26 protein-coding genes are annotated in these 26,135 nt (G+C 73.7%); 20 read left to right on the top strand and 6 right to left on the bottom strand.

Annotation, left to right across the window (positions count from 1 at the left end):
* The first annotated feature begins 80 nt into the window (after positions 1-80).
* The 3 genes from ACQP03_RS17530 (at position 81) to ACQP03_RS17520 (ending at position 2,904) form a co-directional block, all read left to right on the top strand.
* On the top strand, positions 81-1,190 hold the full coding sequence (locus ACQP03_RS17530) for a M24 family metallopeptidase (protein ID WP_357394289.1): 1,110 nt from the start codon (positions 81-83) through the stop codon (positions 1,188-1,190).
* A complete protein-coding gene (locus ACQP03_RS17525) occupies positions 1,187-2,329 on the top strand; it encodes an acyl-CoA dehydrogenase family protein (RefSeq protein WP_357394291.1) in 1,143 nt (380 codons plus the stop codon). The genes ACQP03_RS17530 and ACQP03_RS17525 overlap by 4 nt, the downstream gene beginning before the upstream one ends.
* Before the next feature lie 68 nt (positions 2,330-2,397).
* The gene (locus tag ACQP03_RS17520; protein WP_355051132.1) at positions 2,398-2,904 is read left to right on the top strand and encodes an Lrp/AsnC family transcriptional regulator; all 507 of its coding nucleotides are present in this window, start codon (positions 2,398-2,400) and stop codon (positions 2,902-2,904) included.
* On the opposite strand, the gene ACQP03_RS17515 is transcribed toward ACQP03_RS17520, so the two are convergent.
* The gene (locus ACQP03_RS17515) at positions 2,834-3,445 is read right to left on the bottom strand and encodes a histidine phosphatase family protein (protein WP_357118510.1); all 612 of its coding nucleotides are present in this window, start codon (positions 3,443-3,445) and stop codon (positions 2,834-2,836) included. The two genes, ACQP03_RS17520 and ACQP03_RS17515, sit on opposite strands and share 71 nt — an antisense overlap.
* A gap of 156 nt (positions 3,446-3,601) precedes the next feature.
* Here ACQP03_RS17515 and ACQP03_RS17510 point away from each other — a divergent pair, with 156 nt between their 5' ends.
* The 3 genes from ACQP03_RS17510 (at position 3,602) to ACQP03_RS17500 (ending at position 5,380) form a co-directional block, all read left to right on the top strand.
* The gene (locus ACQP03_RS17510; protein WP_357118513.1) at positions 3,602-3,796 is read left to right on the top strand and encodes a CsbD family protein; all 195 of its coding nucleotides are present in this window, start codon (positions 3,602-3,604) and stop codon (positions 3,794-3,796) included.
* Positions 3,797-3,870: 74 nt separating this feature from the next.
* On the top strand, positions 3,871-4,212 hold the full coding sequence (locus ACQP03_RS17505; RefSeq protein WP_357118516.1) for a YnfA family protein: 342 nt from the start codon (positions 3,871-3,873) through the stop codon (positions 4,210-4,212).
* Positions 4,213-4,699: 487 nt separating this feature from the next.
* A complete protein-coding gene (locus ACQP03_RS17500) occupies positions 4,700-5,380 on the top strand; it encodes a polysaccharide deacetylase family protein (protein WP_357394294.1) in 681 nt (226 codons plus the stop codon).
* Between the two features lie 25 nt (positions 5,381-5,405).
* Here the strand turns inward: ACQP03_RS17500 and ACQP03_RS17495 are convergent, their stop codons facing one another.
* On the bottom strand, positions 5,406-6,797 hold the full coding sequence (locus ACQP03_RS17495) for a KamA family radical SAM protein (protein ID WP_357170036.1): 1,392 nt from the start codon (positions 6,795-6,797) through the stop codon (positions 5,406-5,408).
* Positions 6,798-6,950: 153 nt separating this feature from the next.
* On the opposite strand from ACQP03_RS17495, the gene ACQP03_RS17490 reads away from it, so the two are divergent.
* The 9 genes from ACQP03_RS17490 (at position 6,951) to ACQP03_RS17450 (ending at position 17,226) form a co-directional block, all read left to right on the top strand.
* Entirely contained in the window at positions 6,951-8,000 is a 1,050-nt protein-coding gene (locus tag ACQP03_RS17490; protein ID WP_357119429.1) for a zinc-binding alcohol dehydrogenase, read from the top strand.
* Between the two features lie 4 nt (positions 8,001-8,004).
* A complete protein-coding gene (locus ACQP03_RS17485; protein ID WP_357394296.1) occupies positions 8,005-9,570 on the top strand; it encodes an amidohydrolase in 1,566 nt (521 codons plus the stop codon).
* A 22-nt stretch (positions 9,571-9,592) separates the two neighbouring features.
* Positions 9,593-11,155 carry a lysine 5,6-aminomutase subunit alpha gene (locus ACQP03_RS17480; protein ID WP_357118528.1) on the top strand — a complete coding sequence of 521 codons (1,563 nt, stop codon included), beginning with the start codon at positions 9,593-9,595 and terminating at the stop codon, positions 11,153-11,155.
* A 40-nt stretch (positions 11,156-11,195) separates the two neighbouring features.
* Positions 11,196-11,897, top strand: coding sequence for an OAM dimerization domain-containing protein (locus ACQP03_RS17475; RefSeq protein WP_433461180.1), 702 nt, complete (start codon positions 11,196-11,198; stop codon positions 11,895-11,897).
* A complete protein-coding gene (locus ACQP03_RS17470) occupies positions 11,894-12,289 on the top strand; it encodes a hotdog domain-containing protein (protein WP_357118535.1) in 396 nt (131 codons plus the stop codon). The genes ACQP03_RS17475 and ACQP03_RS17470 overlap by 4 nt, the downstream gene beginning before the upstream one ends.
* Complete coding sequence (locus ACQP03_RS17465; protein ID WP_357394298.1) at positions 12,286-13,617, top strand: glutamate mutase L; 1,332 nt, start codon at positions 12,286-12,288, stop codon at positions 13,615-13,617. Before ACQP03_RS17470 ends, ACQP03_RS17465 begins: the two co-directional genes overlap by 4 nt.
* Positions 13,618-14,175: 558 nt before the next feature.
* Positions 14,176-15,795, top strand: a complete 1,620-nt coding sequence (lnt, locus tag ACQP03_RS17460; RefSeq protein WP_363660374.1) for an apolipoprotein N-acyltransferase — start codon at positions 14,176-14,178, stop codon at positions 15,793-15,795.
* Between the two features lie 34 nt (positions 15,796-15,829).
* Positions 15,830-16,639: a polyprenol monophosphomannose synthase gene (locus tag ACQP03_RS17455; RefSeq protein ID WP_357118545.1), complete on the top strand. Its 810-nt coding sequence runs from the start codon at positions 15,830-15,832 to the stop codon at positions 16,637-16,639.
* 62 nt (positions 16,640-16,701) lie between these two features.
* Positions 16,702-17,226 (top strand): FxsA family protein, encoded by a 525-nt coding sequence (locus ACQP03_RS17450; RefSeq protein ID WP_357118548.1) that lies wholly within the window; start codon positions 16,702-16,704, stop codon positions 17,224-17,226.
* Between the two features lie 65 nt (positions 17,227-17,291).
* On the opposite strand, the gene ACQP03_RS17445 is transcribed toward ACQP03_RS17450, so the two are convergent.
* The 3 genes from ACQP03_RS17445 to ACQP03_RS17435 all read right to left on the bottom strand — a co-directional run bounded on the left by ACQP03_RS17445 (position 17,292) and on the right by ACQP03_RS17435 (position 20,424).
* Positions 17,292-17,633 carry an RNA polymerase-binding protein RbpA gene (locus ACQP03_RS17445; RefSeq protein WP_046564157.1) on the bottom strand — a complete coding sequence of 114 codons (342 nt, stop codon included), beginning with the start codon at positions 17,631-17,633 and terminating at the stop codon, positions 17,292-17,294.
* Between the two features lie 218 nt (positions 17,634-17,851).
* Positions 17,852-19,039, bottom strand: coding sequence for a hypothetical protein (locus ACQP03_RS17440; RefSeq protein WP_357394335.1), 1,188 nt, complete (start codon positions 19,037-19,039; stop codon positions 17,852-17,854).
* A gap of 32 nt (positions 19,040-19,071) precedes the next feature.
* Positions 19,072-20,424, bottom strand: coding sequence for an MFS transporter (locus ACQP03_RS17435; protein ID WP_357170047.1), 1,353 nt, complete (start codon positions 20,422-20,424; stop codon positions 19,072-19,074).
* A gap of 57 nt (positions 20,425-20,481) precedes the next feature.
* On the opposite strand from ACQP03_RS17435, the gene ACQP03_RS17430 reads away from it, so the two are divergent.
* The 3 genes from ACQP03_RS17430 to ACQP03_RS17420 are packed head-to-tail and all read left to right on the top strand — an operon-like array spanning position 20,482 to position 23,301.
* Positions 20,482-21,126 (top strand): TetR/AcrR family transcriptional regulator, encoded by a 645-nt coding sequence (locus ACQP03_RS17430; protein WP_357118555.1) that lies wholly within the window; start codon positions 20,482-20,484, stop codon positions 21,124-21,126.
* 58 nt (positions 21,127-21,184) lie between these two features.
* Positions 21,185-22,486: a flavin-containing monooxygenase gene (locus ACQP03_RS17425; protein WP_433457548.1), complete on the top strand. Its 1,302-nt coding sequence runs from the start codon at positions 21,185-21,187 to the stop codon at positions 22,484-22,486.
* On the top strand, positions 22,483-23,301 hold the full coding sequence (locus ACQP03_RS17420; RefSeq protein WP_357118561.1) for an SDR family NAD(P)-dependent oxidoreductase: 819 nt from the start codon (positions 22,483-22,485) through the stop codon (positions 23,299-23,301). The genes ACQP03_RS17425 and ACQP03_RS17420 overlap by 4 nt, the downstream gene beginning before the upstream one ends.
* Before the next feature lie 8 nt (positions 23,302-23,309).
* Here the strand turns inward: ACQP03_RS17420 and ACQP03_RS17415 are convergent, their stop codons facing one another.
* Positions 23,310-23,960 (bottom strand): LysE family translocator, encoded by a 651-nt coding sequence (locus tag ACQP03_RS17415; RefSeq protein ID WP_357119435.1) that lies wholly within the window; start codon positions 23,958-23,960, stop codon positions 23,310-23,312.
* Positions 23,961-24,146: 186 nt separating this feature from the next.
* Between ACQP03_RS17415 and ACQP03_RS17410 the strand changes: the two genes are divergently transcribed.
* Together ACQP03_RS17410 and ACQP03_RS17405 are read left to right on the top strand one after the other, a co-directional pair.
* A complete protein-coding gene (locus ACQP03_RS17410; protein WP_433457545.1) occupies positions 24,147-24,632 on the top strand; it encodes a DUF1992 domain-containing protein in 486 nt (161 codons plus the stop codon).
* Positions 24,633-24,745: 113 nt separating this feature from the next.
* The gene (locus tag ACQP03_RS17405; protein ID WP_357170056.1) at positions 24,746-26,029 is read left to right on the top strand and encodes an MFS transporter; all 1,284 of its coding nucleotides are present in this window, start codon (positions 24,746-24,748) and stop codon (positions 26,027-26,029) included.
* Positions 26,030-26,135 lie beyond the last annotated feature (106 nt).

Here is a 26,135-nt window from a genome sequence, read left to right as displayed (position 1 = left end):
AGTCAATCAACACCGATGAATTTCCGTCGCGGAGCCCACGCGGCTTCTGACGATGCCCAAACGACCGTTAAGCTGACCGGGTGGGAACCGACGAGCTGTACCCGCCGGACCGGCTGGTCGCCGCGCAGCGCGCCACCGCCGCTGCCGGCCTGGACGCGCTGCTGCTCACGCCCGGCTCCGACCTGCGCTACCTGACCGGCTACGACGCCCACGCGGGGGAGCGGCTGACCTGCCTGGTGCTGCCCGCCGAGGGTGAGCCCACGCTCGTGGTGCCCCGGCTGGAACGTCCCGCCGCCGAGGCTTCGACCACCACCGGTCTGCGCATCGTCGACCACGCCGACGGCGCGGATCCGTACCCCCTGGTCGTGGCCGCCCTCGACGGCCCGGCGGCGGCGGTCGGGCTCGCCGACCGGATGTGGGCCGAGCAGGTCCTCGCCCTGCGCGCGGCGCTGCCCGGCGCCGCGCAGCGGCTCGCCGGCGACGTGCTGCGCGAGCTGCGGATCCGCAAGTCCCCGGCGGAGATCGCGGCCCTCGCCGAGGCCGGCGCGGCGATCGACGAGGTGCACCTGCGCATGGGCGAGTGGCTGCGACCCGGGCGCACCGAGGTCGAGGTGGCCGCCGACATCGCCGCCGCGATCCGCGCCGCCGGGCACGTCAGCGTCGACTTCGTCATCGTGGCCGCCGGCCCCAACTCCGCGAGCCCGCACCACGGCACCTCGGACCGGCCGATCGGCGTCGGCGACCCGGTGGTGGTCGACATCGGCGGCACCATGCCGTCGGGCTACCGCTCGGACTGCACCCGCACCTACCTGGCGGGCGGGACCGCGCCGGCCGAGTTCGAGGCGTATTACGCGGTGCTGCACGCGGCCCAGCGCGCGGCGGTGGCGGCGGTCCGGCCCGGCCGCACCGCGGCGGCGGCCGACGCGGCGGCCCGGACGCCCATCACGGCCGCCGGATACGGCGACGCGTTCCTGCACCGCACCGGGCACGGCATCGGCCTGGACGGTCACGAGGATCCCTACCTGGTGGCCGGGAACGACCGGCCCCTGGAGGCCGGTATGGCGTTCTCCATCGAACCCGGCATCTACCTGGCGGGCCGGCACGGCGCCCGCATCGAGGACATCGTCGTCTGCACGACGGACGGCGTGCAACGGCTCAACACCACCCCCACGGAGCTCATCGCGCTATGACTGTCGACCGGATCCTCCCCACCGACGAGGCCCACGACCTGCTGGACCTCGCTACCGAGCTGGCCGACCGTGAGCTGGCGCCCAAGGCCGCCGGCTTCGAGGAACGCGCCGAGTTTCCCCGCGACGTGCTGCGCACGATCGGCCGCGCCGGCCTGCTCGGTCTGCCGTACGCCGAGGAGCACGGCGGCGCGGCGCAGCCGTACGAGGTGTACCTGCAGGTGCTGGAGATCCTGGCCAGCCGCTGGCTCGCGGTCGCCGAGGCGGTCAGCGTGCACACCCTGAGCTGCTACCCGGTGGCCGCGTTCGGCACCGACGAGCAGCGCAAGCTGCTGCCGGACATGCTCGGCGGCGAGCTGCTCGGCGCGTACTGCCTCTCCGAGCCGCAGGGTGGCTCGGACGCGGCGGCACTGAGCACCCGGGCGGTCCGCGACGGCGACGCGTACGTCGTCTCCGGCACCAAGGCGTGGATCACGCACGCCCACAGCGCCGACTTCTACAACGTGTTCTGCCGCACCGGCGGTCCCGGCCCGAAGGGCATCTCCTGCCTGGTGGCCGACGCGGGCACCGCCGGCATCGCGCCGCAGACCGCGGAGCGGACCATGGGGCTGCGCTCCTCGCCGGTGGCGCAGATCGTCTTCGACGGGGCACGGGTGCCGGCCGACCGGCTGGTCGGTGGTGAGGGGGCCGGGTTCACCATCGCGATGTCCGCGCTGGACTCCGGCCGGCTCGGCATCGCGGCCTGCGCGGTGGGGCTCGCTCAGGGGGCGCTGGACTACGCCGTCGGCTACGCCCGGGAGCGGCAGCAGTTCGGCCGGTCCATCATCGACTTCCAGGGTCTGGGTTTCCTGCTCGCCGACGCGGCCACCCAGATCTCCGCCGCCCGCGCGTTGACCCTGGCGGCGGCCCGGCTGCGCGACGCCGGGCGGCCGTACTCGATCGAGGCGGCGAAGGCGAAGCTGTTCGCCACCGACATGGCCATGCGGGTGACCACCGACGCCGTGCAGGTGCTCGGCGGGGCCGGCTACGTGGCCGATCACCCGGTGGAGCGGTACCTGCGCGAGGCGAAGGTGTTGCAGATCGTGGAGGGCACCAACCAGATCCAGCGGTTGGTGATCTCGCGGGCGCTCGCGAAGAGCTGACCAGGCGCGGGGCGGCGCGGCGGGGTTCCTCGTCGCCGTCGCGCCGATTTCCCGGTAGGTTGCTCGCCGTGGAGGAGATCGACCGCGCCATCGTCGCCGCCCTGACCGCTGACGGCCGCCTGTCGTACACCGACCTGGCCGAGCGGGTGGGACTGTCGGTGTCCGCCGTGCACCAGCGGGTACGGCGGCTGGAGCAACGCGGCGTCGTCAAGGGGTACGCGGCCCGGGTCTCCTTCGAGGCGCTGGACCTGCCGTTGACCGCGTTCGTGGCGATCCGGCCGTTCGATCCGTCGCAGCCGGACGACGCGCCGGAGCGGCTCGCCCACCTACCCGAGATCGACTCGTGCTACTCGGTGGCGGGGGAGGACTTCTACCTGCTGTTGGTGCGGGTGGCCAGCCCGACGGACCTGGAGCGGGTGTTGCAGGAGATCCGCACCTCGGCGAACGTGACGACCCGGACGACGGTGGTGCTGTCCACGCCGTACGAGAATCGTCCGCCGAAGATCAGTGCCGGGGCGCCTGGTCGGTCGCGGTCCCGGGCGCCGGAGGAGCCGGCTGGTTCCACCGCAGGATGACCTGCCGGCCGTGCTCGTGACCGAGCGCGCTCACCGTCGCGGTGTCCAGCCGCAGTCGTCCGCCGGCGGACGGCGGTAGCCCGATCCAGCGGGCGCCGAGCACCCGCAGGCTGTGCGCGTGGCCGACCAGGGCCACGGTGCCGCGGTCGAGCAACGGGGTGACGCGGGTCAGCACGCGGTCGAGACGCTCGCCCACCTGGGCGGGTGACTCGCCGCCGGGGCAGCCGTCGGTCCAGATGTTCCAGTGCGGGTCGTCGTCGTGGATGTCGACGGTGGTGCGGCCCTCGTACTCGCCGTAGTTCCACTCGCTGAGGTCCTCGTCGACGGCGTCGACGGTGAGCCCGGCGAGCTGCGCGGTGCGCAGCGCCCGGGAGCGGGGACTGGACAGGACGGTGGCGAAGCGCCGGCCGGCGAGGAACGCCGCGAGGGTCCGGGCCTGTCGCTCGCCGTCGGGGGTCAGCTCCAGGTCGGTGTACGAGGTGTGCCGGAGGCTGGCGCTCCAGGTGGTCTCGCCGTGCCGGATCAGCAGGAGCTCTCCCATGCGGCCAGTTAACCACCGTGGCGGCGTGGTCCGGGCCGCCCTCCCTCAACCTATCTTCCTAGGACGCCCTAGCGGGTGTGCCGACCGGCACCACCGGTTTCAGCACCGGAAGACCGGGCAAGCGAGCGGCGACAACCGCCAGACCGAGGAGGCGCGATGAGCTTCACCGAGAAGGCAAAGAACAAGGTCGAGCAGATGGCCGGGGCCGCGAAGGAGCGGGTCGGCGACATGACCAACAACGAGCGGATGCGTGGCGAGGGCGCCAGTGAGCAGAGTGACGCGCGCGCCAAGCAGGCCGGTCAGAACGTGAAGGACGCGGGTCGCAACGTGAAGGACGCCTTCAACAAGTGACCTGAGCGGTCGTGGGGTCCCCGAGCAGATGCCGCTCCGGGACCCCACGCGTGCGAGCCGTTAGGGTCGGCGGCGTGACCGTGCTTCGTTCGCTGGTGTTGTTCGCGTTGGCCGCCCTGGCTGAGATCGGCGGCGCCTGGCTGGTCTGGCAGGGTTGGCGTGAGCAGCGCGGTCTGTGGTGGATCGCCGCCGGTGTGGTCGCCCTCGGCTGCTACGGCTTCGTGGCCACGTTCCAGCCGGATCCGAACTTCGGCCGCATCCTGGCCGCGTACGGCGGCGTGTTCGTGGCCGGCTCGCTGGGCTGGGCGATGGTGGTCGACGGATTCCGCCCAGACCGCTGGGACCTGCTGGGCGCAGCGCTCTGCCTGCTAGGCGTAGCCATCATCATGTACACCCCCCGCACCACAACCCCATAACCCCTCGCCACCCACCCCCTCCACGCCGCCACCCCGCCACCCCCTCCACGCCGTCGATCATGGACTTGTGGTGCCTGATTCATGGTCTCGCGAGTGTTTCGTCCCCACCACAAGTCCATGATCGACGGCCCGCTAGGAGGCCCGGGGCTCCCGCGTGCGGCGATCTTGCACTTTCTGTGGTGTCGTAAGGGGTCATATCGCTTATTCCGGCGACCGAAAGCGCAAGATCGGCGTGAGGTGGGCGGGGCGGTGAGACGTACCCGATTCTGCGATGATGCGGCGCGTGATGGGACCACGGCTCCGCTCGTTCTGGTGTGGGGTGCTGGTTGTGGTGGGTTCGCTTGGCGTGGGCGGGTGCGCGGCTTCTCGGGTGCCGCCGCCGGAGCGGCCGACGTTCGTCGGATCCTCCGCCGCGCCCTCGGCCAGCAGCGCCGCATCGACAGCTACTCCGACGCCGGGGGTTGCGAGCGTCCCCGGGGCGTCGAGGGTGGGGACCAGGGCGCCGGTGGTCGACCACGGGCCACGGGCCGGCACCCGGGTCGCGCTGACGTTCGACGCGGACATGACCGACGGGATGCTGGCCAATCTGCGCAGCGGCAAGGTGCGGTCGTACGCGAACCTGCGGATCCTCGACCTGCTGGAGCGCGAGCAGGTGCCGGCGACGTTCTTCCTGACCGGCAAGTGGGTGCGGCGGTACCCGGAGGTGACCCGGCGGATCGCCGGCAATCCGCGCTTCGAGTTGGCGAACCACACCTACGGGCACGCGGCGTTCACGGCGGACTGTTACGACCTGCCCCGGCTGCCGGTCGACGAGTTGGCCGCCGACGTGGCGAAGACGTTCGAGGTGCTCGCGCCGTACGGGGGGCGGCAGACCCGATACTTCCGCTTTCCGGGGTTGTGCCACGACGCGGCGGCGTTGGACGCCCTCGCGCCGTTGGGTGTGACGGTGGTGGACGGGGACGTGATCAGCGGTGATCCGTTCGCGAAGGCGTGGAAGCCGCTGGTGCGGGCCGTGCTGGACCACGTCCGTCCCGGCTCGGTGGTGATCATGCATGTGACCGAGGCGAACGCGACGATGACCGATGAGGCATTGCCGCACATCCTGGCCGGGTTACGCGAGCGTGGGTTGACGCCGGCGCCGTTGTCCGAGGTGCTGGCCACCGGTTGAGTGGGCGGCCAGCACCTCGGGTACGTCAGTCGTCGCGGTGGTCGCTCCACCACTGCTGGCCGTCGGCGGGCAGGGTGTCGATCGGGTCGTAGTAAGCGTAGCGCTTGTTGAGCGCCTCCAGGTCGGCGGACTCGATGGAGGTGCGGTAGTTCTTGGTCCAGTAGGAGATGCCGCGCTCACGGTCGTAGTCGGTGAGCATGTGGACCCAGCGCTTGCCGACGAAGGGGACGTCGCAGACGATCCGCGGGGTGGCGTAGCCGGGCAGGTAGCCCATGATGTCGTGCTGGAGCTGCTGGGCGTGCCAGACCGGGACCCGCCAGTGCTCGGCGTTGGGGATCATGTCGCACATGTAGAAGTAGTACGGCAGGATGCCCGCTTCGCCCTGCAGGGCGAAGCAGAGGTCGAGCAGGTCGGCGTTCGTGGCGTTGACGCCGCGCATGAGGACGCCCTGGTTGCGGACGTCGCGTACGCCGACGTCGAGCGCGGTCTGGGCGGCCTTGGCGACCAGTGGGGTCAGCGACTGGGCGTGGTTGACGTGGGTGTGGATGGCGAGGTTGACGCCGCGTCGGGCGGCGGTGCGGGCGACGCGTTCGAGGCCTTCGACGACGTCGGGCTGGAGCCAGTGTTGGGGGAGGCCCATGAGGGCCTTGGTGGCGAGCCGGATGTCGCGGACGGTTTCGATGTCGAGCAGCCGCATGAGGTACGACTCGAGGTTGCGCCAGGGGACGTTGGCGACGTCGCCGCCGGAGACGACGACGTCGCGTACGCCGGGGTGGTTCTTGAGGTAGGCGATGTGGGCGTCGTAGCGGTCGACGGGCTTGAGGGTGAGTTTGAGTTTGTCGACGGTGGGGGTGGAGTTGCCGACGAGGTCCATGCGGGTGCAGTGCCCGCAGTACTGCGGGCAGGTGGAGAGCAGTTCGGCGAGGACCTTGGTGGGGTAGCGGTGGGTGAGGCCTTCGGCGACCCACATGTCGTGCTCGTGGAGGCTGTCACGGCTGGCGTAGGGGTGTGAGGGCCAGTCGGTGCGTCGGTCGGAGGCGACCGGGATCATGTAGCGGCGGATCGGGTCGGCGAGCAGCGCTTCGGTGCTCATCGTCTCGAACGGCACCATCGTGTTGATCATCTGCGGGGGCACCAGCATGGACATGGTGGCCAGTGCCTTCTGGTCTGCCTCGAGGTCGGCGTAGAAGGTCTCGTCGATGGTGTCGCCGAGGACGGCGCGCAGCTGCTTGATGTTCTTGACGCAGTTGACCCGCTGCCACTGGGCGCTTTCCCACTGGTCGCGGGTGACGTGTCGCCAGCCGGGGAAGCGGGTCCAGTCGGGTTCGACCAGGGGGCGGCGGTGGTATTCGTACGGCTGCCCGGCGGTCGGTGTGGCGACCGGGGCGTGACGGGGTTGGGGGATGGTCTGGGTCACGGCCCCTCCTCGGTGGTGCGGTGGATCATTGAAGCTCGAAGGCTACTGGAAAATATTCGGCAAAGAAATTAGTCTGCCGTAAGTTTTCCCGTTACGCGAGCCCTGGCCGGGGCTTCGAGCGGCTGCGCAGGGGAGGTTGGCGTGACGTCACCGGTGGGACTGCACCGCGTCGTGCAACCGGCGGGGGTGCTGCCGCAGGCGGCGTGGCGCCTGGACGCGTCGAGGGAGATCGCGCCGAACGAGGTGCGGATCCGGGTGCAGCGTCTGAACCTGGACGCGGCGAGCTTCCGCCAGTTGTCGGAGAAGCACGGCGGGAACGGTGACGCGGTACGCGCCGAGGTCCTGGAGATCATCTCCACGCGGGGCAAGATGCAGAACCCGGTGACCGGCTCGGGTGGGATGTTGATCGGCGTCGTCGAGGAGGCCGGTCGGCGTTCCCCGCTGGGACTCAAGGCCGGCGAGCGGGTCGCCTCGCTGGTGTCGTTGACGCTGACGCCGCTGGTGATCACCGACGGGTTGGCCCGCTGGGACGGTCGCAGCGAGCAGGTGCCGTGTGACGGGTGGGCGATCCTTTTCGCCCGGTCGATCGCGGCGGTGCTGCCCGAGGACGAGGATCCGCAGCTGTCCCTCGCCGTGCTGGACGTGTGCGGGGCGCCGGCGCTGACGGCGCGGGTGGTGTCGCGTCAGGTCGAGGACCGGCGGCGTGCGGGTGATCCGACGCCGGTGAGCGTGGCCGTGATCGGTGGGGCGGGCAAGAGCGGGTCGCTGTCCCTGGCCGCAGCGCGGCGCGCGGGCGCCGCCCGTACCGTCGGGGTGGTTCCGGTGGCGGCGGAGCGCGACGCGCTGACGGCGGCGGGTCTGGCGTCGGTGGTGGCGGTGGCCGACGCGCGGGATCCGGTGGGCCTGTCCACGGCGGTGACCACGGCGTTGGGTACGCCGGCTGACGTGACGGTGGTCTGCGTGGACGTGCCGGGTTGTGAGCACGGGGCGGTCCTGGCGACCGCGGACGGCGGCACGGTGATCTTCTTCTCGATGGCGACGAGCTTCTCGGCGGCGGCGTTGGGCGCGGAGGGGCTGGCGGCGGACGTGACGATGCTGGTGGGCAACGGGTACGTGCCGGGGCACGCGGAGTTGGCGCTGGGGTTGCTGCGTGCCGAGCCGGGGGTGCGCCAGCTTTTCGCGGCGCGGATCGCGGCAGACTGAGGTCATGACGAACCCCTCGACGTTGTACCGCGGCGGCGTGTTGCACTGTCCGGCGGATCCGAGCGCGACCGCGCTGCTGGTGTCCGGTGGGCGGATCACCTGGTTGGGCACGGACGGTGACGCGCCGCCGGCCGAGAAGGTGGTGGACCTGGGTGGGGCGCTGGTGACGCCGGCGTTCGTGGACGCGCACGTGCACGCCACGGACACCGGGTTGGCGTTGTCCGGGCTGGAGTTGTCTGGCGTGCGCTCGGCGGGGCAGTTGCTGGACGCGGTGGCGGGTTTCGCGGCGGGTCTGCCGGCGGACGCGGTGGTGCTGGGGCACGGTTGGGACGAGTCGGGTTGGTCGGACGCGACGCTGCCGGACGCGGCGGCGTTGGACCGGGCCGCCGGCGGCCGGCGGGTGTACCTGTCGCAGGCGTCGATCCATTCGGCGTTGGTGTCGTCGGCGTTGCTGGCGGCGTGCCCGCAGGTGGTGGACGCGGCCGGCTACGACCCGTCGGGTTGGCTGCGTCGCGACGCGCACCACGTGGTGCGGGCGGCGGCGCAGGGTGCGGTGACGCGGGCGCAGCGGGTGGCGGCGCAGCGGGTGGCGCTCGCGCACGCGGCGTCGCTGGGGATCGCCGCGGTGCACGAGTGTGGCGGTCCGGAGATCTCCGACGAGGAGGACTTCACGGGCCTGCTGGGCATCTCCGGCGCGGGGGTGCCGGAGGTGTACGGGTACTGGGGTGAGTTGGGTGGCGCGGCGCGGGCCCGGGAGTTGGGCGCGGTGGGCGCTGGCGGGGACCTGTTCGCCGACGGGGCGTTGGGGTCGCGTACGGCGCACGTGTCGCAGCCGTACGGCGACGGTGACGGCTGCGGGCACGGCTACCTGACGGTCGAGCAGGTGCGTGATCACCTGGTGGACTGCGCGGCGCACGGTCTGCAGGGCGGGTTCCACGCGATTGGTGACGCGGCGATCGGCACGGTGCTGGACGGGTTCGCGGCGGCGGCGGCGACGCTGGGTGTGGAGCGGCTGCGGGCGGCCCGGCACCGCGTGGAGCACGCCGAGATCATGAGCCGGCGGATGATCGCGCGGTTCGTGGAGTACGGGATCGTGGCGAGCGTGCAGCCGGCGTTCGACCGGCTGTGGGGTGGTGCGGGCCGGATGTACGAGGCGCGCCTGGGCCTTGCGCGGTCGTTGGAGTCGAACCCGATGGGTGCCATGCACTCGGTGGGTGTGGCGTTGGCGTTCGGGTCGGATTCGCCGGTGACGCCGTTGGACCCGTGGGGGTCGGTGCGGGCGGCGGCGGCGCATCACAACCCGGCGCAGCGGATGAGTGTGCGGGCGGCGTTCGCGGCGCACACGCGCGGCGGGTGGCGGGCGGTGCACCTGGACGCCGAGGGGGTGCTGGCGCTGGGCGCCCCGGCGACGTTCGCGGTGTGGTCGACGCCGGCCGGCGTCGAGCGGGGCCTGCCGGTGCTGCTGGCCGAGGATCCGGACCTGCGCGGCCCGGACGATCCGACGCCGCTGCCGGTGTGCCGGCGGCTGGTGCTGCGCGGCGAGGTCATCTATGAGGAAGGGTCGTCGTGAGCGAGCAGATGAGCGGTGTGGCGTGACCGGGAAGCTTGATCTTGATCCGGTGTTGGTGGCGCGGGCGCGGGAGTTGGCGCGGCGGGCCGGTCAGCCGGTGGTCGACCTGGCGCGCAGCCACACGACGGTGTCGGTGGAGCGGGCGGTGTTGCGCCTGGCCGGGGTGACGGGCGCCGACCCGGACGGCATTCCGTGGGTGAACCGGCTGGTCGACGCGGTCGTCGCGGACGTCGGCCTGGGGCACGGGGTGGCGGCGCCGGTGTTCGACGCGCTGGTGCGCGAGGGCAGCACCGACGTGACGTTGCTGGCGCAGAAGGCCGCCGCCGGGTCGGTGCGGTTCGGCGTGCCGTCGGGTCGGGCGGCCACGGCGGCCCGGTCGGCGGCCCGCAGGGCCGTGGGCGCGGGGATTCGGCGTATCGACCGGCGGCGGGTCGAGCGGGACCGGCTCGTCAAGCGGCACGGTGACCCGAAGCAGCGGCCGTGGATCTACCTGATCGTGGCGACCGGGGACATCTACGAGGACATCCCGCAGGCGCAGGCGGCGGCGCGGGCGGGCGCGGACGTGATCGCGGTGATCCGCTCGACGGGGCAGTCGTTGCTGGACTATGTGCCCGAGGGCGCCACCCGGGAGGGGTTCGCCGGCACGTACGCCACGCAGGAGAACTTCCGGCTGATGCGGGCGGCCCTGGACGAGTCGTCGAAGGAGTTGGGCCGCTACGTGCGGCTGACGAACTACGCGTCGGGGTTGTGCATGCCGGAGATGGCGACCCTGGCCGGCCTGGAACGCCTGGACATGATGCTCAACGACTCGATGTACGGGATCCTGTTCCGCGACATCAACCCGGTGCGCACGTTCGTCGACCAGCGGTTCTCCCGGCAGGTCCACGCCCGCGCGGGGATCATCATCAACACCGGTGAGGACAACTACCTGACCACCGCCGATGCGGTCGACGAGGCGCACACGGTGACGGTGTCGCAGTTGCTCAACGAGTTCTTCGCGCACGAGGCGGGCCTGGCGGACTGGCAGTTGGGCCTGGGGCACGCCTTCGAGATCAACCCGGAGGTGCCGGAGTCGTTCCGCCTGGAGTTGGCGCACGCCCTGCTGGCGCGGGAGTTGTTCCCGGACGCGCCGCTGAAGTGGATGCCGCCGACGAAGCACATGACCGGTGATGTGTTCCGGGGCAACCTGCTCGACGGGTTCTTCAACCTGGCGGGGACGCTGACCGGTCAGGGCATCCTGTTGGTGGGGATGATGACCGAGGCGGTGGTGACGCCGTGGTTGTCGGACCGGGACATCGCCCTGCAGAACGTGCGGTACGTCCTCGGCGCGGCCGGCGGGCTGCACGAGGACTTCGTGCCGGCGGCGGGCGGGTTCATCCGTCGCCGCGCCAACCAGGTGCTCGGTGAGGCTCTGGACCTGCTGGAGCGCATCGGGGAGCAGACGCTGCTCACCGCGATCGCCGAGGGCACCTTCGGGATCATGAAGCGGCCCGCGGACCGGGGCAAGGGCCTCGACGGGGTCGCCGCGCACGAGGGCGACTACTACAACCCGGCCACGGAGATCCTGGAGGCGGGTCGTGAGTAAGGGGATCGTTCGGCCCTACGGGGACACCACCGGCGACGGGATGGTGCAGGTGTCGTTCACCCTGCCCGTGCCGCACGACAAGCGGGCCGAGGGCGCGGCGGTGCAGTTGGCCAACAAGATGGGCATCGATCCGGCGATGGTGGTGCACGCCAAACCGATGGGGGACGGGTTCACGTTCTTCGTCGTGTACGGGCGGGTGAACCACCTCGTCGACCTGAACGCGGTGCAGGTGGTGGAGCGGGACTTCGCGCTGCTGTCGGCCAAGGACGTCAACACGGTGGTCAAGCAGCGGCTGCGGCGCAAGCTGTCCGTGGTCGGCGCGTGCATCGGCACCGACGCCCACACGGTGGGCATCGACGCGATCCTCAACGTCAAGGGCATCGCGGGGGAGAAGGGCCTGGAGTACTACCGGGAGTTGAAGGTCACCAACCTGGGCGCGCAGGTCAGTGTCCCGGAGCTGGTGGAGGCCGCGCGGGCGGAGAAGGCCGACGCGGTGCTCGTGTCGCAGGTCGTCACGCAACGCGACGCGCACCTGCACAACACGCGGGAGATGTCGGCGGCGTTCCGGGAGGCCATGCCGGCGGGCAAGCGGCCGCTGCTGATCGTCGGCGGTCCCCGCTTCGACGAGACGATGACCGACGAGTTGGGCGTCGACCGGATCTTCGGTCGGGGCACCACGCCGGGCGAGGTGGCCAGCTATTTGGTGCACGCCCTGATCACGCAACGGAAGGCGAACGCATGACCGACGACGCGCGGCTCGGGTTGACGGTGACGCACCGGCGGTATGTGCCGTACGCGCACGCCCACTACGCCGGCAACCTCGTCGACGGGGCGTACGCCCTGGGGCTGTTCGGTGACGTCGCCACCGAGGTGTGCATCCGCACGGACGGCGACGAGGGCCTGTTCGCCGGGTACTCCGACGTGCGGTTCACCGCGCCGATCCGGGCCGGTGACGTGGTCGAGGTGACGGCGCAGGTATCGCGGGTGGGCTCCCGCAGCCGCACCCTGGAGTTGAGCTGCGTGGTGGTGTGCCGGGGCCGCCCGGACCGCTCCGAGTCCGCCGCCGAGGTCCTCGACCCGCCGATCGTGGCGGTGACCGCGACCGGCACCGTGGTCGTACCCGCTTCCTCATGACCCTCGCGGTCTGCGCGGACGTCGGCTCCACGTACACCAAGGCGGCCGTGGTGGACCTGGCGGCCGGTGTCCTGGTCGGCGCGGCGGCCGCGCCGACGACGGTGGGCAGTGACGTGCTGCGCGGCCTGGACGCCGCGGTCACGGCGGCCACCGCCGGGCTCGGGCTGCGCGACGTGCCGTGGTACGTCTGCTCGTCGGCCGGCGGTGGGCTGCGGCTGGCCGTTATCGGCTACGAGGCCCTCGTCACCGCGCAGGCGGGCCGGCGGGTCGGGTTGTCCGCGGGCGCGCACGTGGTGCACACCGGCGCCGGGCGGCTCGACGCGGCGGCCCTGGCCGCGTTGCGGGCGGCCCGGCCGGACGTGGTGCTGCTGGTGGGTGGCACCGACGGCGGCGACGCCGACACGATCCGCCACAACGCGACCCGGCTGGGCCGCGCCCGCTGGCGCACGCCCGTCGTCCTGGCCGGCAACGCTGATGTCCGCGCCGAGCTGACCGCGCTGCTGCGGGACGCCGGGGTGCCGGTGAGCAGCGCGGACAACGTGCTGCCGCGCATCGGGGTCCTCACGCCGGCCTCGGCGCGGGCCGCGATCCGGGCGGTGTTCCTGCGGCACGTCATCGGTGGTAAACGACTGTCCCGGGGTACCCGTTTCGCGCGGCTGGTGCGGGCGGCCACGCCGGACGCGGTTCTGACCGGGGTGGAGGTGCTGGCCGACACCATCGGCGGCGACCTGGCCGTCGTCGACGTGGGTGGGGCCACCACCGACGTGTACTCGGTGCTCACCCCCGACGAGCGGGCCAGCGGGCCGGGCCGGGAGGTCGCCGGCAGCCTGTGGCGTGCCCGCACCGTCGAGGGCGATCTCGGCATGCGGTGGAGCGCGCCGGGCGTGGTGCGCGCCGCCGTCGAGGAGCGGCTGCTCACCGACGCCGGCGACCTCACTGCCGCCGCCGAGCGGCGGGCGGCCGACCCGGCGTTCCTGGCCGCCGATGATGCCGAGCGGGCCGTGGACGCGCGGATCGCCACCCTGGCGGCGACGGTGGCGCTGCGCCGGCACGCCCGTGGTGTCGCCACCGGCGAGCGGGCCGGGCGGGATCTGCGGGACGTGCGGCTGCTGGTGGGCTCCGGTGGGGTGCTGCGGCACGCGCCGGCCGACGCGTCGGGGCGGGTGCTGGCGGCGGTCCTGGCCGACCACGCGGGTGGGTGGGCGGTGCCGCGCGCCGCCCGCGCCGTGGTGGACGTGGACTACGTGCTGGCCGCCGGTGGGCTGCTCGCCGAGGAGCACCGGACGGCGGCGCAGGCGCTGTTGCGCCACCATCTGTGCCCGCAGTGAGACACACCGATCCGACACGCCGTGGCGCAACACACGACAGGCCGGGGTGGGTTGACAGGAGGCGGGGTGTAGCACGTACCGTCTTTGAGTCCTACCACGGGAAGCGGCTGTTGTTCGCTTCGTCCCTTCGTCCGCTGGCCGAGCGACATGTTTCAGTGTTCTCGTCGCGGCGGCCAGGTCCAGCGGGCGGGGGTCGGCGGGGCGGCGCGAACCGGCCGCGGTTACCGGTGTACGGGCAGGGTGAGGTGCACGGCCAGTAGACAACGGCCCGGCGGGGGCAGCCAGTCAACCGCCTGGTCGGTCCGAAGGTCGGCGTGCCCCATTCTCGCCCCACCGGCCGGGAAGGGCCTGGGAGCATCGGGGCGCGGCGCAAGCCGCGCCCCGATTTCATGTGCGCGCGACGTCGCCCCCAACCTCCGCGCCGATCTTGCGGTTTCTGTTGTTGAAACGGGCAGGAATGCCCCGTTCGTCGGGACAGAAAGTGCAAGATCGCGGAGCAGGGGTCAGGCGCGGATGGCGGCCGGGTAGCCTTCGGCGGGTGATCGAGGTGAAGCTGCGGTGACGACGCTGGACCGGGACGAGAGTCACGTCCCCACGGCGACCAGGGCGCCGGTCGCCGCGGGTCGGCCGCTGCCGCTGCGCGTGGCCGCGCCGATGGCCGTGGTCGCCGGATTGGCCCTGCTGCTGGCGTTCCCGCCGTACGGGGTGTGGCCGCTCGCGCCCGTCGGGGTGGCCCTGCTGGCCGCCGCCGCCCACCGGCGGCGGTTGCGCGCCGGCGCCGGCCTGGGTTTCCTCACCGGGGTGGCGCTGTTCGCGCCGATGCTGGCCTGGACGAACCTGCACACCGGCTACCTGCCGTGGGTGCTGCTGTCCCTGCTGCAGGCCGGCTACCTGGCGCTGCTCGGCGCCGCCACCGCCTGGGTGTCCCCCCTGGCCGACCGGGGCCCCTGGCAGTGGCCGGCGCTGACCGGGCTGCTGTGGGTGGGGCAGGAGGCGGTGCGCGACCGTACCCCGTTCGGCGGTTTCCCGTGGGGTCGCCTCGCGTTCAGCCAGGACGACTCTCCGCTGCTGCGCCTGGCCGCCCTCGGCGGCGCGCCACTGGTCACCTTCGCCGTGGCCCTCGCCGGTGGCCTGCTCGCCGCCGCCGTCTGGCGGGGCTGGGCGGCCCGCCGCGACGCGCGGGCCGAGTGGTGGCTGGCGGCGGTCGTACCCGCCGCCGTCGCCGTGGCGGTGGGCGCGGTGAGCCTGCTGGTGCCCGTCGCCGCCGCGGGCGGCGGCAAGGCCGTGACCGTCGCCATCGTGCAGGGCAACGTGCCGCGCCTCGGGCTGGACTTCAACGCCCAGCGGCAGGCCGTGCTCAACAACCACGTCGACGCCACCATCGAGCTGGCCGCCCGGGTCGTCGCCGGCACCGCGCAACGGCCCGACCTGGTGGTGTGGCCGGAGAACTCCAGCGACATCGACCCGCTGCGCAACCCCACCGCGGGGGCCCGCATCGCCCAGGCCGCCGACGCGATCCGCGCGCCCATCCTGGTCGGCGCGGTGCTGCTCGGGCCCGGCGCCGGGCAGGTCCGCAACGCGGGCATCCTGTGGCGGCCCGGCACCGGGGCCGACATGGCGCAGCTCTACACCAAACGGCATCCGGTGCCGTTCGCCGAGTACGTGCCGTTGCGGAACATCGCGCGCATGGTCAGCGACAAGGTCGACCTGATCCGCACCGACTTCGTGCCCGGCAGCACCCCGGGGGTGGTACGCGCCGGCCCGGCGACGCTCGGCGACGTGATCTGCTTCGAGGTCGCCTACGACGAGGTGGTCCGCGACACGGTCACCGGCGGTGCGCAACTGCTGGTGGTGCAGACCAACAACGCCACCTTCAACGAGGCGGAGGCCCGCCAACAGCTGGCCATGGTGCGGCTGCGGGCCGTCGAGCACGGCCGCCCGGCGCTGATGGCCTCCACGGTCGGCGTGTCCGGGTTCGTCGCCCCCGACGGGCGGGTAAGCGATGCCACCGGGTTCAACACCCGGGAGGTCGTGGTGCGGCAGCTACGGCTCGACAGCGGGCTCACCCTCGCCACCCGCCTCGGCTGGTGGCCGGAGCTGGCCCTGGCCGCTCTGGCGGTGGCCGCCCTGGTCGGCGCGGGTGTGCTGCGGCGCCGCCAGCGGGTCGTGCCCGGATAGCAGCAGCCGGTACGCCGGCGGGAGCGGAGGAACCGTGGTCCAGGCGACCGATACGATCCGGCGTCCCGACGAGGTGCCCGGCGTGGGTCGGGTCCTGGTGGTGATCCCCACCTACAACGAGGCCGACAACGTGGCGGCGATCGTGGGGCGGGTCCGCCGGGCCGCCCCCACGGTGAGCATCCTCATCGCCGACGACAACAGCCCCGACGGCACCGGCGCGATCGCCGACGCCCTCGCCGACGGCGACCCGCACGTGCAGGTGTTGCACCGCAGGGGCAAGGAGGGGCTCGGCGCCGCGTACCTGGCCGGGTTCGGGTGGGCGCGCGAGCGCGGCTACCACGCGGTGGTGGAGATGGACGCCGACGGCTCCCACGCCCCGGAGGACCTGCCGGCGCTGCTGGAGGCCGCCCGCGACGCCGATGTGGTGATCGGGTCGCGGTGGACCAGCGGGGCGCGGGTGGTGAACTGGCCGCTGCGGCGGCTGCTGCTGTCGCGCGGCGGCAACCTGTACGCGCGTCTCGCGCTGGGCATGCCCGTCTCGGACGCCACCGGCGGCTACCGGGTGTACCGGACCAGCGCCCTGGACGCCATCGACCTGGCGTCGGTGACCTCGCAGGGGTACTCGTTCCAGGTGGAGCTGTCGCGGCTGGCGCACCGGGCGGGGGTGCGGATCGTGGAGGTGCCGATCACGTTCGCCGAGCGGGAACGCGGGGACAGCAAGATGAGTCCGCGCATCGTCGCCGAGGCGTTGTGGCGGATCACCGCGTGGGGTGTGCAGGACCGGCGGCAGGCCGTACGCCGCAGCCTGAACGGCACCCCCACCGGTCAGGTGCGGTGGCCGTGAGCGCGGCCGTGTCATGCTGGATGCGCGGTTCGTGTCGTGCCGCGGGATGGCGATGAGGTGAGATGCGCCGAGGACTGAGGTTCGTGCCGCTGGCCCTGCTGCTGACGGTGGTGCTGGAGCTGGCGGTGTTCGTCGTCGTGGGCAGGGCGGTGGGGTTCGGCGCGGCGGTGCTGCTGGTGTTCGCCGCGTCCCTGCTGGGGCTGGTGCTGCTGCGCCGCGAGGGAATGCGCGCCTGGCGGGGGTTCCGCACCGCCGCGCAGGCCGGGCAGCCGCCGGGACGGCAGGTGACCGACGGGCTCGTCGGGTTGGCCGGTGCGCTGCTGCTGGCGATACCCGGGCTGGTCAGCGGCCTGGTCGGGTTGTCGCTGATGGTGCCGCCGGTGCGCCGGTTGGCCCGCGTCGGGGTGCAACGCGCCGCCGAACGGCGGGTGTCGTCGATGGTCGCCGGTGACCTGTTCGGGCCGCGTACGGTCCGGGTGCGTCAGGGCGCGCCACAGCCGCCGCCACGTCCGCAGCCGGAGCAGCCGGTGGTCGTCGACGGTGGCCGCGCCATCGAGGGCGAGATCGTCGAGCCGGGCCGCAACTGAATCCACCCACTCACACGACGGCGCCCCCGGGGTTTCCCGGGGGCGCCGTGTCGTGCGGGTGCGGCTCAGGCGCGGCCGCGGCGGGTACGAACCTCCTGGAGCCGCTCGGCGAGGATGTCCTCAAGCTCGGCGATCGAACGCCGCTCCAGCAGCATGTCCCAGTGGGTACGCGGCGGCTTGGCCTTCTTCTGCTCCGGCTCGCTGCCGTCGACGAGTCGGGCGACGCTGCCGTCGAACTTGCACTCCCAGGTCGTCGGGACCTCGGCGTCGACGGCGAACGGCACCTCGAACTGGTGGCCCTTGGCGCAGAGGTACTCGCGGGTCTGACGCGGCGCGAGCTCCGTGTTGCGGTCGGATTCGTAGCTGACCGCGCCCAGCCGGCTTCCGCGCAGCATACGCTCGCCCATGATCGACTTCCCCTCGTTCGTGGTGCTGGTCTTCTGGGTGTAACGGCGCGTTCCCGTCGCACCATTCCCGCCCGAGGGCGTGAGGCGTCCACGGGCGGGCCGGAACCAAGGGTAGCCGGCCACGACCGGGACGCCACGGCGGTGGCGTGTCGTGACTGCCACCGGGGATGTTAAGGCGTGCGAGGACTCTGCCACACGCCCTAACCGCCCGAACGCGGTCAAGGTTGCGGCGACGTCGCACCCGGGTCGGAAGCACCCGCCCCGCCGGGTGCGGCCGCGCCGAGGCGGGCCAGCGCCAGCGCCAGGTCGCTGACCTGGTCACCGAGCTGCGCCACCCGCCGCTGGGCCACGTCCCGGTCGGCCTCGGCGGCCTCGAGCCGTACCGTCAGGGCCGTGAGCCGACCCTCGGCGGTGGCCGCGGCCTGCCGGGCGGCGGTCAGCTCGGCGCTGAGCGTGTCGCGCTGCTCGGTCGCGGCGGTCAGCTCCGCGCGGAGCCGGGCGGCCAGCTCGGCGGCGTCCTGCCGGGCGCCGTCGGCCTCGGCGGCGACGGCCTGGGCGCGGTCCCGGGCCCGTTCGGCCTGTTCGCGGGCCCGGGCGGCGTCCGCGGCCGCGGCGCGGGTCCGTGCGGCGTCGGCGCGGGCCTGGTCGATCTGACGGCGTACGTCCTGCGCCTCGGCCTGCCACCGCGCGGCCCGCTCGCCCGCGTCGGCGGCGTCCCGGGTGGCCCGTTCGGCGTCGGCGCGCGCCGCGTCCCGCTCGACGGTCAGGTCGGCCGCGCGCTGCCGCTCGGTGTCGCGCTCGCCCCGTAGGTCACGGACCTCGGCGCGGGCCTGGTCGCGGTCGCGTTCGGCCTGCGCGCGCAGCGCCTCGGCGGCGCTGACGTCGTGGCGGGCCTGGTCCCGGGCGGCCTCGGCCTGTTGGGCGCGCTCGTCGGCCGCGGCGGCGCGGTGCGCGGCGACCTCGGCACGTCGGGTGGCGTCGTCGGCCTCGGCGCGGGCCGTGCGGGCCTGCTCGCGGGCGCGCGCCGCGTCGGCCGACGCGGTCTCGGCGTCGTCGCGGGCCTCGTCGCGTTCGGTCTGCGCGGCCACGACCTCGGTGGCTGCCTCCGCGCGGGCCTGCGCGAGCTGCCGCTGCACACCCACCGGGGACAGCTCGGCGTGCAGCGCCTCGGTCAACGTCTCGACGATCTGGTCGAGGCGGTCCACCGCCTCCCAGGTGCGGGCCACCTGCCCGGGCAGGCCGGGGGCGTTGCGGTGGCGCATCCGACTGTTGCGCGAGGCGCGTTGGCAGGCGCCGTCGTTGTCACGGCAGTAGCGGAACGGCCGGCCAGCGCCGACACGCTGCGCCACCGGCGCTCCACAGTGGGCGCACGGGCGGGTTTCGGTGGGGGTGAGCGGGGCGTCCATCAAGGGCGAAGTCTAGGCCGCGTGTCGGCTGCTCAGGTCGCCGCCCGGGCCGTCGCGTCCAGGGTGTAGCGGCGCTGCAGCAGCAGCGCGGCGAGCATCGCCGCCGCCGGCAGCAGCCCGAAGCCGTAGCGGACCGCCGCGAGCGCCGCGTCCGGCTGCGCCGGTGACTCACCGGCGGTCGACGCCACGAAGCCGCCCGCCGCCAGGCAGAGGGCGTACGCGTAGGGGCCCAGGGCCGCGCCGGTGGCCTCGGTGGCCGTCCACACCCCGGTGTAGGTGCCCGCTCCGGTGGTGGCGCCGGCGGCGTGGATCACGTCGGGCAGCATCGAGAAGGGCAGCAGTTGCATGCCGGCGAACGCCACCCCGAGCACCGCCACCGCGCCGACGAGCACCGGTAGGCCGGCCGGTCTGCCTACCGCCAGCACCAGCGACCCGGCCGCGAACGCGCCCTGCGCGCCGAGCAGCGCCCGCTGCTTGCCGATCCGGCGGGCCAGCACCAGCCAGGCGGGGGTGACCAGCAGCGCCGGAGCGACGAACGCGGCCACCAGCACCGTGGTCAGCGCGGGGGCACGCAGCTCGTACTCCGCGTAGTAGGGCACCCCGGCCAGGACCAGGTGGGTGCTGGTGGACATGGCCAGGTAGGCGGCGACCAGCGGACGGAACTGCTCATCGCGCAGGGCGGTGCGCAGCGCCCGCCACCCGCCGTGCCTCGGTGCCGTGCCGCCCGACGCGACGCCGCGCAGCCGGGCGATGCCGGCCACGCCCACCAGCATGGCCACCAGCATCCCGACGGCGAGGACCACGCCCATCCGCTGGTAACCGCCCCGGGTAGCGGCGTCGCCGCCGGTCAGCAGCGGGGCCAGCAGGCCGGAGGCGAGGATGCCGAGGGTCAGCACGACCATCCGGAACGCCATCAGCCGGGTGCGTTCGTCGTAGCCGATGCGCAGGTCGGCGGGGGTGGCCAGGTAGGGGACCTGGTAGGCGGCGAAGAGCAGGTTGCCGGCGACGAAGGCCACCGCCACCCAGCCGGCGGCCGGCGCGCCGGTCAGGCCGCCGGGCACCGCGAACAGCGCGGCGAACGCGACCGGCAGGGCGCAGCCGAGCAGCAGCAGCCGTCGCCGGTCACCCCGGCGGGCCTGTTCGACGTCGGCGCGGTGCCCGACCCACGGGTGCAGCAGCACGTCGGCGATCTTCGGCAGCAGCAGCGCCAGACCGGCCAGCCACGGCCCGACGGCCAGCACGTCGGTGAGGAAGTAGAGCAGCAGCAGGCCGGGAACGGTCACCCAGACACCCATGCCGAGGGAGCCGGCGGCGAACCCGGCGAGGGGGCCGCGGGGCAGCGTCGCGTCGGTGGCGGCCGCGGGCCGCCGGTCGAGCCCGGTCATCGCCGCATCCTCTCCGCAATCCAACAGTTGCTGGATTCTAGGGGCACAATGGCGGCCATGACCACGCCCCGACGCCGTCCGGGTCGACCTCGGCGCGACCAGACCCGACCCACCCGCGAGGTGGTGCTCACCGCCGCGACCGCGCTGTTCGCCGAGCGTGGCTTCGACGCCGTCGGGCTGCGGGAGGTCGCGGCCGCCGCCGGGGTCGACGTCGCCACGGTCGCCCACCACACGGGTACGAAGGCAGCGCTCTACGAGGCGTGTTTCGCGCGGGTGTTCGACGTGGAGCGGCAGGTCCTCACCGCCGCCGCCGAGCGGGCCCGCACGGCCCTCGACGCGGGCCCGGACGCGGCGCGGCGGGCGTTGCACGACCTGGTCGACGTGTTCGTGGACTTCCTGCAGGACCACCCGGAGACCACCGCTCTGTGGCTGCGACGCTGGTTGGAGCCGCAGCGGCACGCCGAGCTGGACCAGCGCTACGCCGAACCGCTCTACCGGCTGGTGGCGGAGCTGCTGACCGCCGCCGCGGCGGCCGGCGCGCTGGCCGAGCCGACCCCGCACATCACCGTACGCAGCCTGGTCTGGGCCACGCACGGACACGTCGTGGCGTTGGCCTCGGGCGTGCCGGCGGCCCGGGAACGCCGCGAGTTCCGGGCGTTCGTGCACCGCTTCCTCACGGCGTTGTACGGACCGACGGGTTGACGGGCCGCCGCCGCCCGACGATTATCCATCGGACGTTGGATAATGCGGGGGAGCGGCGATGCGGGCAGAACCCAGGGTTGCGGTGATCGGCGCCGGCGCGGCCGGACTCGCCACCGTCAAGGCGCTGCGCGACGCCGCCGTCACCGTGGTCTGCTTCGAGGCCACCGACCAGGTCGGCGGCCTCTGGGTGTACGGGGCGCCCGACTCACCCGCGTACCGCACGCTGCACCTGAACACCAGCCGTGGCCGTACCGAGTTCGCCGACCACCCGATGCCCGCCGACTGGCCCGACTACCCGGACCACACGCGGGTCGCCGGCTACCTGGCCGACTACGCCGACCGGTTCGGGCTGCGCGACGCCATCCGCCTGTGGCACACCGTCGAGCGGGTCATCCGCCGACCGGACGGCAGGTGGACGGTCACGGCCAGCGGGCCGGACGGGCCGGTCGAGGTCACCGTCGAGGCCGTGGTCGTCGCCAACGGTCACAACCGGGTGCCCCGGCTGCCCGAGCCGCCGTACCCCGGCACCAGCACCGCCGAGCAGATCCACAGCCACGACTACCGCGGCCCCGAGCAGTTGGCCGGCCGGCGCGTCCTGGTCGTCGGCGGCGGCAACTCGGCGATGGACATCGCGGTGGACGCCTCGTACGCCGCCGAGCGGACGCTGTTGTCGCTGCGCCGGGGCGTCTGGGTGGTGCCCAAGCACCTGCTGGGTCGCCCCTCGGACACCCTCAACGGCGCGCTGGCCCGCCGGCTCCCGTGGCGGCTGCGCCAGCGCATCAGCCAGACCATGCTCGCCGCCGCCGTCGGCAACCCCGCCCGCTACGGGCTACCCGCGCCGACGCACGGCTTCCTGCAGGACCATCCGACGCTCTCGGACGGCCTGCTGTCCCGGCTCGCCCACGGCGATGTCGAGGCCCGCCCCGGTGTGGCCGCCCTCGACGGCGACCGGGTCGAGTTCACCGACGGCCGCGCCGACCAGGTCGACCTGATCGTGTGGTGCACCGGCTACCGGGTGGAGATCGGGTTCCTGCCGGCCGAGCTGCTGGGCGGCGGGGCCGACACCCTGGCGTTGTACCGGCACGTGTTCCACCCTGCGGCCCCCGGCCTGATGTTCGTCGGGCTGATGCAGTCCACCGGATCCGCGTTCCCGCTGGTCGAGGCGCAGGCCAAGCTGGTCGCCGCGCAGCTCGCCGGCCGGTACGCCCTGCCCGACCCCGCGCGGCAGCGGGCCGCCTGCCGGGCCGAGCTGCGAGCGGCGACGGCCCGCTGGGGCCAGCGCCGCCCGGCGATGCGGGTGGACTTCGACGTGTACCTGGCCGAGTTGACCCGGGAGTTGAAGACCGGAGCACGCCGGTGACGGCGCTGACCGGCCGGCGGGTCCTCGTCACCGGCGCGAGCGGCACCTTCGGCCGGCACCTCGGCGTCGCGCTGCGCGCCGGCGGCGCCCGGGTGGTGGGGCTCGACCTGCACGCCCGCGACGACGACGACCTGCCGGTGCTCGGCTGCGACCTGACCGACCCGGTGGCCGTCCCCGCCGCCGTGCGGGAGGCCGTCACCCGGCTCGGAGGGCTCGACCTGCTGATCAACAACGCCGGGGTGGGCGGTCCCGCCCCGGCGGAGCTGGCACCGGACGAGGTGGTCCGCCAGCAGTTGGAGGTCAACCTGCTGGCCGCCTGGCGCACCACCGCCGCCGCGCTGCCGGCCCTGCTCGACACCCGCGGGCGGGTGATCTTCGTGGCCAGCCGGATGGCGGTGCTGCCGCTGCCCCTCGCCGCCGCCTACGGGGTCAGCAAACGCGCCCTCGTCGCGTACGCCGACGCGCTGCGCCACGAGGTGGGCACCCACGTCGGGGTGAGCGTCGTCTACCCCAGCATGGTCGCCTCACCGATCCACGACAGCACCGCCGAGGCCGGGCTGTCGCTGCGCGGAGTGTCCCGCCCCGAGCCCGTCGAGGGTGTCGTCGCGGCGATCCTGCGCGCCGCCACCGCCCGGCGGGCGCCCCGGGACGTGGCGACCACCCGACGCGGCCGGCTGGAGATGGCCGTCGGCCGGCACGCGCCCGCGCTGGCCGACCGGCTGGTCCGCCGTACCCTCGTGGCCCGGCTCGCCGCCGGTGACCTGGACGCCGCGCCGCTGGCCGCCGGGATGGTCCGCCGCCACCGTGGGCGGTGAGGACCGGATCAGGGTACGGCGACAGCCGCCCGGGAACGGTCGGCGGCGATACGGACGGCCAACGCGGCAAGGGCCGTACCGGTCACCCACCGCTGGACGCGCAACCATATCGACCGGCGGGCGAAGAACCCGGCCAGCGTCCCGGCGCTGAGCACGATCATCGCGTTGACGCTCAGCGCGACGGCGATCTGGGTCAGGCCGAGCAGCAGGCTCTGCGCCGCCACCTGTCCCCGCGCCGGCTCGACGAACTGCGGTAGCAGCGACACGTACAGGATGGCGATCTTCGGGTTGAGCAGGTTGGTGACCAGGCCCATGGTGAACAGCCGCCGGGGCCGGTCCGGTGGCAGCGGCGCGGGCGTGAACGGTGACCCACCACCCGGGCGCACCGTGCGCCACGCCAGCCACAGCAGGTAGCCGGCGCCGGCCAGTTTCACCACCGTGTACAGCGCCGGGACCAGGACGAACACGGCGGCCAGGCCGGCGACCGCCGTGGCCAGGTAGACGCCGAAACCGGCGGCCACCCCGAGCAGCGAGATCAGGCCGGCCCGGCGGCCCTGCGCCACCGACCGGGAGACCAGGTAGACCATGTTCGGGCCGGGCGTGAGCACCAGACCCAACGCCACCAGCGCGATACCCAGCAGCGCACCCGCATCGACCATGACGTCGCCCCCGTTCACCGGCCCCCGACCGACGGTAGGCCGGACGGCGACCGGTGACCCAGAGCCACCTGCGAGGCGGTGGCCTGCCGCACGGGAATGGTCACCGGCCCGACGGCGCTGACCTGTTGCGGCGTGTGTCGCCGGTCGGAGGCGGCGCGTTACGGTGGCCGAAGGAGGTGCCGCAGGGTGACCGAAGCGTGGGACGCGGCCGTGGAGGCGCAGATCCGGGGCGCCGCGCAACGCGGCGAGTTCGACAACCTGCCCGGGATGGGCAAGCCGATCCCCGGGCGCGGGATGCCGTACGACGAGTCGTGGTGGATCAAGAGTTTCCTGGAGCGCGAGAAGCTGCCCAGCGACCTGTTGCTGCCCACCCCGCTGCAACTGCGTCGACGTGTCGAGCAGGTCCCCGACGAGGTCCGCGACCTGCCCACCGAACAGGCCGTGCGGGCCTTCGTGGGGCAGCTCAACGCGCAGATCGTGGCCTGGTTGCGCAACCCCGACGGGCCCCGGGTCGCGGTCCGGCCGGTGGACGCCGACGAGGTGGTCGCCCGCTGGCGTGCCGAACGCGCCCCTCGGCACGTGACCGCCGCCGCCACCGAGCCGGCCCCCGTCGCCGCCCCGGCCCGCCGATCCCGCCGGGCTTGGTGGCTGCCCTGGCGTCGCCGGGCCTGACGCCCCGAACAGTCCCGAACAGTCCCGAACACCCGCTTTCGCCCTCGATCCCCGTGCCGCCGCTACGGTCGGCACCGGGCGACCTGACGGCAGGCACGGGGAACGGGGGCGACGTGGGTGAGCGCGCCGCGACGTACGCCGAGGTGTTCGCGGTACGCGAGTACCGCCACCTCTTCGGCGCGTACCTGCTGTCCCTGGCGGGCGACCAGCTCACGGCCGTCACCGTGGCGTACCTCGTCTACCACGGGACCGGATCGGCGGCGCTTGCCGCCGCCGCGTACGCCAGCTCCTATCTGGCCTGGCTCGTCGGCGGACCGCTGCTGTCCGGCCTGGCCGACCGGTATCCCCGCCGCCGTGTCCTGATCGTGTGCGACCTTGCCCGCGCGGCCCTCGTGCCGGTGGCGGCGCTGCCGGCCGTCCCCGCGCCGGCCCTGGTGGCGATGCTCTTCGCGGTCAACCTGATGCGGCCGCCGTTCGTGGCCGCGCGCGCGGCGTTGCTGCCCGACGTGCTCGACGGCGACCGGTACGCGGTGGCCAACGGCGTGGACAACATCTGCGCCCAGGTCGTGCAGGTGCTCGGATTCGCCGTCGGCGGGAGCCTGGTGGCGCTGCTGTCGTTGCGCGGCGCGCTGCTGGTCGACGCCGGCACGTTCCTCGTCTCGGCCCTGCTGATCGCGCGCGGCGTCCGGGCACGTCCGGCGCCCCCGGCGCCGTCGGGTCGGGTCCGCGCCGGCCGCGCGGACGGCCTGCGGGTGCTCGCCGCCGACCCCCGGCTGCGCGCCTACCTGCTCGTCCTCTGGACGGCCAGCGCCTGCACCTACGCCGCCGAAGGGCTGATGGCGCCACTGGCGCGGCAGTACGACGGCGACGCCGCCACGGTGGGTGTGTTGCTGGCCGCCGCGCCGACGGGCATGGCGTTCGGCGGGGTCGCGCTCACCCGGTTCTGCCCACCGGCGACCCGACCCCGGCTCATCCTGCCCCTGGCCGCGCTGTCCACCGGCGTGCTGACGGCGGCGTGGCTCGTTCCGCCGCTGTGGGTGCTGCTCCTGCTGCTGGCGCTGGCCGGGGCCGCGAGCGCCTTCGCCGTCCCGCTGAACGCGCTGTTCGGCCGGGCGGTGCCGGCGGAGTACCGGGGACGCGCGTTCGGGGTCGCCGTCACCGGCCTCAGTGGCCTGCAGGGGACGGCGATGGTGCTCGCGGGTCTGGCCGCCGACCGGTGGCCGGCCACCACGGTCGTCGGGTTCAGCGGACTGTCGGGCGTGCTGGCGGTCCTCGCCCTCGGTCCGCTGTGGAGACGTGCCGCCCGTTTCGCGCCGTTTGAGGGGCGGGTCGTACAAACCCGAACGGTCCCGAACGCCGAAAGCCCTACCGCCGAGGTGGGCGGCGGTCGACGCTGAGGTCGTCGGGTGGGCACGGGGCCGCCCCGAAGGGGGGAAGGAGAAGCGCATGCGTGGCGTTCGCGAGCGTGGCATCAGCTGGACCTGAGGAACTACCTGGAACGGC

The organism is Micromonospora sp. CA-248212, from assembly GCF_050948405.1.
In the GTDB taxonomy this organism is placed as follows: Bacteria; Actinomycetota; Actinomycetes; order Mycobacteriales; family Micromonosporaceae; genus Micromonospora.
This window is presented reverse-complemented; position numbering and strand designations above follow the sequence as displayed.

Coding starts and splice junctions, on each gene's coding strand:
- ACQP03_RS17510 (WP_357118513.1), top strand. CDS start 3,602: ATGAGCTTCACCGAGAAGGCAAAGAACAAGGTCGAGCAGATGGCCGGG.
- ACQP03_RS17425 (WP_433457548.1), top strand. CDS start 21,185: ATGCGGGCAGAACCCAGGGTTGCGGTGATCGGCGCCGGCGCGGCCGGA.
- ACQP03_RS17525 (WP_357394291.1), top strand. CDS start 1,187: ATGACTGTCGACCGGATCCTCCCCACCGACGAGGCCCACGACCTGCTG.
- ACQP03_RS17450 (WP_357118548.1), top strand. CDS start 16,702: ATGCGCCGAGGACTGAGGTTCGTGCCGCTGGCCCTGCTGCTGACGGTG.
- ACQP03_RS17440 (WP_357394335.1), bottom strand. CDS start 19,039: ATGGACGCCCCGCTCACCCCCACCGAAACCCGCCCGTGCGCCCACTGT.
- ACQP03_RS17430 (WP_357118555.1), top strand. CDS start 20,482: ATGACCACGCCCCGACGCCGTCCGGGTCGACCTCGGCGCGACCAGACC.
- ACQP03_RS17415 (WP_357119435.1), bottom strand. CDS start 23,960: ATGGTCGATGCGGGTGCGCTGCTGGGTATCGCGCTGGTGGCGTTGGGT.
- ACQP03_RS17475 (WP_433461180.1), top strand. CDS start 11,196: ATGGTGCAGGTGTCGTTCACCCTGCCCGTGCCGCACGACAAGCGGGCC.
- ACQP03_RS17485 (WP_357394296.1), top strand. CDS start 8,005: ATGACGAACCCCTCGACGTTGTACCGCGGCGGCGTGTTGCACTGTCCG.
- ACQP03_RS17445 (WP_046564157.1), bottom strand. CDS start 17,633: ATGGGCGAGCGTATGCTGCGCGGAAGCCGGCTGGGCGCGGTCAGCTAC.
- ACQP03_RS17435 (WP_357170047.1), bottom strand. CDS start 20,424: ATGACCGGGCTCGACCGGCGGCCCGCGGCCGCCACCGACGCGACGCTG.
- ACQP03_RS17470 (WP_357118535.1), top strand. CDS start 11,894: ATGACCGACGACGCGCGGCTCGGGTTGACGGTGACGCACCGGCGGTAT.
- ACQP03_RS17515 (WP_357118510.1), bottom strand. CDS start 3,445: ATGGGAGAGCTCCTGCTGATCCGGCACGGCGAGACCACCTGGAGCGCC.
- ACQP03_RS17465 (WP_357394298.1), top strand. CDS start 12,286: ATGACCCTCGCGGTCTGCGCGGACGTCGGCTCCACGTACACCAAGGCG.